This is a genomic window from Candidatus Izemoplasma sp. (assembly GCF_982632705.1).
Map to the genome: position 1 here is coordinate 1 of NZ_CEXEES010000088.1, position 4,541 is coordinate 4,541.

General features: G+C 52.3%; 4 protein-coding genes. 3 read left to right on the forward strand and 1 reads right to left on the reverse strand.

Annotated elements, in window-relative coordinates; translation table 11 throughout:
- Positions 1–22: 22 nt before the first annotated feature.
- From AC2LE6_RS08510 to AC2LE6_RS08520, 3 genes are all read left to right on the forward strand, one after another.
- The gene (locus tag AC2LE6_RS08510) at positions 23–2,779 is read left to right on the forward strand and encodes a phage tail protein (protein WP_484478830.1); all 2,757 of its coding nucleotides are present in this window, start codon (positions 23–25) and stop codon (positions 2,777–2,779) included.
- 149 nt (positions 2,780–2,928) lie between these two features.
- Positions 2,929–3,231 (forward strand): tail fiber assembly protein, encoded by a 303-nt coding sequence (locus AC2LE6_RS08515; RefSeq protein WP_484478833.1) that lies wholly within the window; start codon positions 2,929–2,931, stop codon positions 3,229–3,231.
- A complete protein-coding gene (locus AC2LE6_RS08520) occupies positions 3,212–3,532 on the forward strand; it encodes a hypothetical protein (RefSeq protein ID WP_484478831.1) in 321 nt (106 codons plus the stop codon). The genes AC2LE6_RS08515 and AC2LE6_RS08520 overlap by 20 nt, the downstream gene beginning before the upstream one ends.
- 412 nt (positions 3,533–3,944) lie before the next feature.
- Here AC2LE6_RS08520 and AC2LE6_RS08525 read toward each other — a convergent pair.
- Positions 3,945–4,541: hypothetical protein (locus AC2LE6_RS08525; protein WP_484478832.1), on the reverse strand; the 597-nt coding region annotated here is incomplete at its 5' end.

The following is a 4,541-nucleotide window of genomic DNA, read 5'->3' on the forward strand; positions in this document are numbered from 1 at the left end:
TTGAATCAGCGTGGGTTAAGGCATGAAATACAGACTAGGTGACTTGACCGTAAAGCACTGGAACGACTGGGATCGGGTTCCACGTGATCCAGTGTCTGCGGCTATTGCGGCTGCGGTAACTGGTGCGACCACAGGTCTTGCATATTATGCCGTTTATGCCATTTCCACTATAGCCATTTCAGCCGTAACCTCTTGGGCTTTGTCCGCGTTAGCCCCCCAGCCTGACTTCTCTTCCTTCGGATCACAGGGCACGCTGGTCAACGAGCGCAACGCCACTTCGCCTGCCGACTTCGTTTACGGTGAGGTCCGCAAGGGCGGCACTGTTGTGTTCTATGAGAGCACAGGTGCTGAAAACAAATATCTGCACCAAGTCATTGCGCTGGCTGGCCATGAGGTCAACGCCATTGGCGACATCTACATCAACGACGAGGTGGTCTCGTGGAACGCCTCAACTGGCTTGGTGTCGGGTGATTGGGACAACAAGATACGCATTCGTAAGCATCTTGGCGATCAGACCACGGCTGATGCTGATTTGGCAAGTGAGACTTCTGCTGGGTCAACCTTCGTCGGCAATGGAATTGCCTACCTCTATGTGCGCTATGAGTATGACCAAGACGTATTTGCCAATGGCCTGCCGCTGGTAACGGCTAAAATTCAAGGCAAGAAGGTTTACGATCCGCGCACTGACACTACTGCTTACAGCAACAACGCGGCGCTCTGTATGCGTGACTTTATTGCCAGCGAGTATGGCCTGAATGACAGCGCGATTGACGATGTGAGCTTTTCAGTCGCGGCAAACGAAAGCGATGAAGATGTTTCCTTGTCTGGCGGCGGGACGGAAAAGCGCTACACGATCAACGGTATTGTCAAAGCAAGCTCGCCCATTGGCAAAGTGCTTGGCGACATGTCCACAGCCTGCGCTGGCACGCTGTTCTGGGGTTCTGGCTATTGGAAGCTCAAGGTTGGAGCGTATAGCTCGCCTGTCAAAACTCTGACACTTGATGACCTTCGCGGGCCAATCTCCATGAAGACGCGCACATCCATGCGTGATAGCTTTAACGGTGTCAGCGGCACATTCAACGATGCCGAACAGGACTTTATCACGGCTGACTACCCGCCGATCCAGAGCAACATATTCAAGGCTGAGGATGGCGGTGACGAGCTTATGCTTGACCTGCCCTTGCCCTTCACGACTTCGGCATCTGCGGCGCAGCGCCTCGCCAAGCTGACGCTTTACCGCGCCCGTGAGCAGATCAGCATTTCTGCTGACTTTGGCCTGAATGCCTTTGATGTTGAGGTTGGAGACATCATTGCATTTGATAACGAGCGCTATGGCTTTGACGGCAAAGAGTTTGAAGTCATGGGCTGGCGCTTTGAGTCAAATCAAGATGCGGGCGACCTTCGGGTCAACCTGACGCTACAAGAGACAAGCGCGGCGGCATTTGACTGGAACGCAGAAGAAACTGCAATCATTGCCAACAACACAACGCTGCCTGTCTACACGGCTGGCATGATCATCTTGGGGTTGTCAGTCGGTGAAGGCGGTCAGACACAAAGCGATGGCACGCGCATTTCGACAGCGCTTGTGGACTGGTCGGATGTCACGAACGCTTACCTTGAGCGGTATGAGGTGCAGTGGAAGCCGTCTGCGGATAGCTCTTACAGTTCAACCTTCACATCCGAAAGCGCGATTGAGCTTTCACCAATAATTGACGGCGTTGAATATACGTTCAGGGTTCGCGCTGTTTCAGCGACAGGTTATCGCGGCCCTTTTGCCTCCGTCACATTTACTGGGGGCGGAGATGTCGCACCTCCCGCTGCCCCGACAAACCTCATTGCAACGGGTGGCTATCAATACGTCACACTTGTATGGGACAACCCGCCAGACAGAGACCTTCGGCATGTTGAGGTCTATGAGGGGTCCATTGATGACGTAAATTCTGCGGTGTCTGTCGGGATTAGTTCTGGTAACTCTTTCACTCGTTATAATCTGCCAAATGACGTGCGCAGATATTACTGGGTTCGATCCGTTGATTTTAGCGGGAATACGTCTGCATTCACAACCAGCGTAAATGCTATTACTGCATTTCTTGAGGATGAGGATTTTGTTGGCGGAATTGAGGAGATATTCAAGGAGCAGGGGTTATACCTAATCGAGGATGTAACCTCACTTCCTGCACTCGGAGAGTTTACGGGGCAAAAGATTTTCAATCGAAATGATGGGAAATTGTATGAGTGGGATGGGTCGGCTTGGGCATTAATTATCGCAGAGCCAGATACATTCATCGCGTCAGATAAAATTATCGCTAATACCATTACTGGTGGCTTGCTGGCAACATCTGGGATTATCAGTCAGAGTGCGCAGATTGAAAATGCTACAATCACAACTCTAGCCATCCAAGGCCAAGCGGTAACGATCCCAACATCCGCATATACAAGCGGCAATGTGTCTCTTGGCGGCTCTGGCAATACCTACAATGTTCAATCTATCAATTTCCAAAGCACAGGCGCGCCAGTATTTATTGACATGTCATTTGCCTACACTAATGGGTCAGTCGGCTCTGGATTTGACATACAATTACGCAGAGGCTCAACTACAGTTTACTCATCTGGTAACAGGGACGCATTCTCAAGCAACAAAGGGGCTTGGTCCGCATCATTCAAGGATACGCCGAGCTTTGGGTCTGTGTCATATACCTTGAGGGTGATTACAACTCAAAACTGTTCAGGCACGGCTATCAATCAGCGCAGCTTGATGGCTCTGGAGGTCAAGAGATGATTAACTACACTGTTTATAACAGCACTACGGGTGAGGTTCTGAGGGTTGGATCGTGTTGCGGTGGTGATCTTAGCCTGCAAGCTGGTGACGGCGAGGTGGCGATTGAAGGCTCCTACTTGGACACTGAGTATTACTGGAACGGGTCTGAAATGGTGGAGAAGCCGACAAGACCTAGCGAAAGTCACTCATGGGGGGTTGGTGAAAAGCAGTGGGTTCTGGACCTTTACTATTTAGAGGATCAAATTCGAGCCAAGAGAAATAGGCTTTTGTCCGAATGCGATTGGACGCAAGCACCAGACGCACCTGTAGACCAGCAAGCATGGGCAACCTATCGTCAATCCTTGCGCGACCTGCCCGCCAACACAACAGACCCACTCAATGTAGCATGGCCAGAAAAACCGTGCTATAGTCACCTCAACTTGGAGACACCTAATGGCGACAATCACACATAAGCGCGGCGACACTTTCGAGTTGTCATGCACCCTTGAGAATGAGGGTAATGCTGTTGACATCACCAATTTCACTATCACCTCGCAAGTGCGTGGTTCTGATGATGTGCTCTTGCAAGCCCTCACGGTGACTAAAACGGACGCTGGCGCAGGCGCATTTAGTCTTTCGGCTACTGCCGCGCAAACTGAAACTTGGGGTATTCAGAAATACTCATGCGACATTGAGTTCATTGAGGCTAGTGGCGAGGTGAACTCATCTCAGACGTTTTTCATTGACGTAATCAAAGACATCACGAGGGACTGAGAATGGCGCTTTATACGGTCAGCATCAGCAACGCAGCGGCCCCTGATGTGGTATCATTGACGGACGGATCAACCTACGCCACGCTTGAGGTCTCCGCTGGGCGAGGCCCAAAGGGTGACGGTTGGACTGGTGTGACTTACAGCACAGAGACTGGCAGGTTCACGTTCACATCAAATGATGGCATGGGCTACGTGTCCGATGACATCACGGTCGACCTTGATGCCGCTGTGACCGATGCTGAAGCGGCGCAGGCTGCGGCTGAAGCTGCACAAGCTGCAACTGAGAGCATATTTGACCAGTTTGGCGACCAGTATCTTGGTCCGAAGGCATCCGACCCGACTGTCGATAATGACGGCGATCCACTTACTGAGGGTGACATCTACTTCAACACAACAGATGATGTCCTGAAGTTTTACTCAGGCACAGCTTGGGTTGCACCAGAAAGCGTTGCAACGACTGCTGCTGCTGCCGCACAGGCCGCACAGACGGCGGCTGAAACTGCTGAGACCAACGCTGAGACGTCCGCAACGAATGCGGCTACGTCAGAAACAAATGCGGCTGCATCAGCATCGGCTGCGGCCACAAGTGAAACTAATGCGGCATCGTCTGCATCTGCTGCATCTACTTCAGAAACAAACGCTGCTGCGAGTGAAGCCGCTGCATCAACAAGCGAAACTAACGCCGCAGCGAGTGAGGCTGCTGCCGCTGCGTCAGAGAGCGCTGCTTCTACATCTGAGGCCAACGCTGCAAGCTCAGCTAGCTCTGCCAGCACCTCCGCAAGCAACGCAGCCACAAGCGAGAGTAACGCGGCCTCCAGTGCGTCTGCTGCCGCTGCCAGTGAGGCAAATGCAGCCACTAGCGAGACTAACTCAGCCGCTAGTGCAGCCAATGCCCTTGCATCAGAGAATAACGCTGCTACGTCTGAGGCTAACGCTGCAACGAGCGAGACCAATTCGGCTACTTCAGCATCAAGTGCAGCCACAAGTGAAACCAATGCAGCCGCAAGTGC

Bases quoted from the DNA above. Each gene is read 5' to 3' on its own strand.
- AC2LE6_RS08520 (WP_484478831.1), top strand. From the start codon at position 3,212: ATGGCGACAATCACACATAAGCGCGGCGACACTTTCGAGTTGTCATGC.
- AC2LE6_RS08515 (WP_484478833.1), top strand. From the start codon at position 2,929: ATGGTGGAGAAGCCGACAAGACCTAGCGAAAGTCACTCATGGGGGGTT.
- AC2LE6_RS08510 (WP_484478830.1), top strand. From the start codon at position 23: ATGAAATACAGACTAGGTGACTTGACCGTAAAGCACTGGAACGACTGG.